The sequence below is a fragment of the Sphingomonas sp. genome (genome assembly GCF_036387595.1).
Taxonomy (GTDB): domain Bacteria; phylum Pseudomonadota; class Alphaproteobacteria; order Sphingomonadales; family Sphingomonadaceae; genus Sphingomonas.
Window position 1 is genome coordinate 1 of record NZ_DASVTL010000052.1, and the last position, 1935, is coordinate 1935.

At 64.0% G+C, this 1935-nt stretch carries 4 protein-coding genes; 3 read left to right on the forward strand and 1 reads right to left on the reverse strand.

All coding sequences use genetic code 11. The features are described from left to right. Together VF643_RS04170 and VF643_RS04175 are read left to right on the forward strand one after the other, a co-directional pair. The coding region (locus tag VF643_RS04170) for a nucleoside monophosphate kinase (RefSeq protein ID WP_331042113.1) at nucleotides 1–543 on the forward strand (543 nt) is incomplete at its 5' end. Nucleotides 544–814: 271 nt separating this feature from the next. Beyond that, entirely contained in the window at nucleotides 815–1012 is a 198-nt protein-coding gene (locus VF643_RS04175) for a hypothetical protein (protein ID WP_331042114.1), read from the forward strand. A 19-nt stretch (nucleotides 1013–1031) separates the two neighbouring features. On the opposite strand, the gene VF643_RS04180 is transcribed toward VF643_RS04175, so the two are convergent. After that, nucleotides 1032–1175: a hypothetical protein gene (locus VF643_RS04180; protein ID WP_331042115.1), complete on the reverse strand. Its 144-nt coding sequence runs from the start codon at nucleotides 1173–1175 to the stop codon at nucleotides 1032–1034. 322 nt (nucleotides 1176–1497) lie between these two features. On the opposite strand from VF643_RS04180, the gene rpsM reads away from it, so the two are divergent. Further along, a complete protein-coding gene (gene rpsM, locus VF643_RS04185; protein WP_331042116.1) occupies nucleotides 1498–1866 on the forward strand; it encodes a 30S ribosomal protein S13 in 369 nt (122 codons plus the stop codon). Nucleotides 1867–1935: the final 69 nt, after the last annotated feature.

The window sequence follows — 1935 nt, forward strand, 5'->3', positions numbered from 1 at the left end:
GCCGTGAAGGCCGGGACCCCGACAGGGCAGCAGGCGAAGGCGGTGATGGAATCGGGCGGACTGGTGTCGGACGAGATCGTCTCGGCACTGATCGGCGAGAAGCTCGATGCGCTCGGCGCGGACACGGGGGTAATCTTCGACGGCTATCCGCGGACCGCGGCGCAGGCGACCGCGCTCGACGAGCTGCTGGTGTCGCGTGGCCGGACGCTCGATTACGTGATCGAGCTGGAAGTCGACGAGGCGGCGCTCATCGAGCGCGTGACCGGGCGGTATACCTGCGCGAATTGCGGCGAGGGCTATCACGACCGCTTCAAGCAACCCGAAGCAGAGGGCGTTTGCGACGTCTGCGGGTCGACCGAGTTCAAGCGCCGGCCCGACGACAATGCGGAGACGGTGCACACCCGGATGGCGGAATATCGCGCCAAGACCGCGCCGATCCTGCCGATCTACGAAGCGCGCGGACTGGTAAAACCCATCGACGGCATGGCGGACATCTCGCATGTCAGCACCGCGATCGACGGGATCCTCGACCGCCCTCGGTAGGCTGCGGGGTTCGGGAACGCCGTTCGTTTCTTCGTCATCCCCGCGCAGGCGGGGATCCAGACTGGCGAGCGTTGCCTCTCAAAGTCCAGCGGTAGCCAGTATGGATCCCCGCCTGCGCGGGGATGACGATATTGGGAGGGCCATCGCCGTTCAGCCACCGCGTCAGCATCCGCCTCTCGCGTCGTAGTTAACGGATTGCTAAGCGATCCGTCGTACCTTCGATAGCGAACGTGCGGCCGGGGGGTCGCTGGCGCAATCGGAGGAACCGCGGATGTTGGGGGCGATCGTATTCACCTATGGAATGTTGGCAAGCTTCGTGCTGTCGGGTGCGTCGCGCAACCGCAGGATGAAGCGGCCCAATCCGCCGATCCTGGCCTATGTCGGCTACGTCCTGTGTGGGTTGTCGGGCGGGTTGGCGGTGATGTTGTTCGTTGCGGCGTTCACCACGCCGGACATCGTCGTCTTTTGATCGATCGGCGAACGCCGGGTCAGGCGGCGCGGCGCTCGCTCAGCGCGATGTCGATCCGCTTGATCAGGTCGGTGACCACGGGCGGGGTATAGGACGCGGATCGCGAGCATGATCTGACGAGCCGCTGCTCGATCCTGGCGATTTCGCGATCCATCGACGTCACCTGCTTGCTCCATTGCTGCGGGAATCACCTTGGCGCGACATCGCTAACAAGCCGTGAAGATGGCGGCGTGCGCGCCTCAAGCCGCTGAGATCAGGTCACGAACCGTCGCGTTCCGACCCATTCAGCGGAGCGATCCGAACGCACCTACAGCGGAACCGATCGCTTGACACGGCGTTGGCGCGCGCTTAACTGATCCTTACTCCGACACACCGGTTCCCGGCGGCGCTTGTTTGCGCTCGCCGCAATCGTGCGTTCGGAGCCATTGCGTCGAGATGGGGCCGCGCTGCCATGCCGGATTCCGTGGAGCTAGGAGAAAAAGTTCATGGCACGTATCGCGGGTGTTAATATCCCGACCAACAAGCGCGTGGTGATCGCGCTCACGTACATTCACGGCATTGGCCCGACCAAGGCCAAGGCAATCACCGACAAGCTGGAAATCGCCCCCGAGCGTCGCGTTCAGGACCTGACGGACCAGGAGGTCCTGCAGATCCGCGAGACGATCGACGCCGACCACACGGTCGAGGGTGATCTTCGCCGTCAGGTCGCGATGAATATCAAGCGACTGATGGATCTCGCCTGCTATCGCGGTCTGCGCCATCGGCGCGGCCTGCCGGTCCGCGGCCAGCGCACGCATACCAATGCGCGCACTCGCAAGGGCAAGGCAAAGCCGATCGCCGGCAAGAAGAAGTAAGCTTGAGCCGCTCGTCAGGGCGGCTCGCTTCTCAGCTTTCAAGGATTACCAATGGCCCGTGAACCGCAG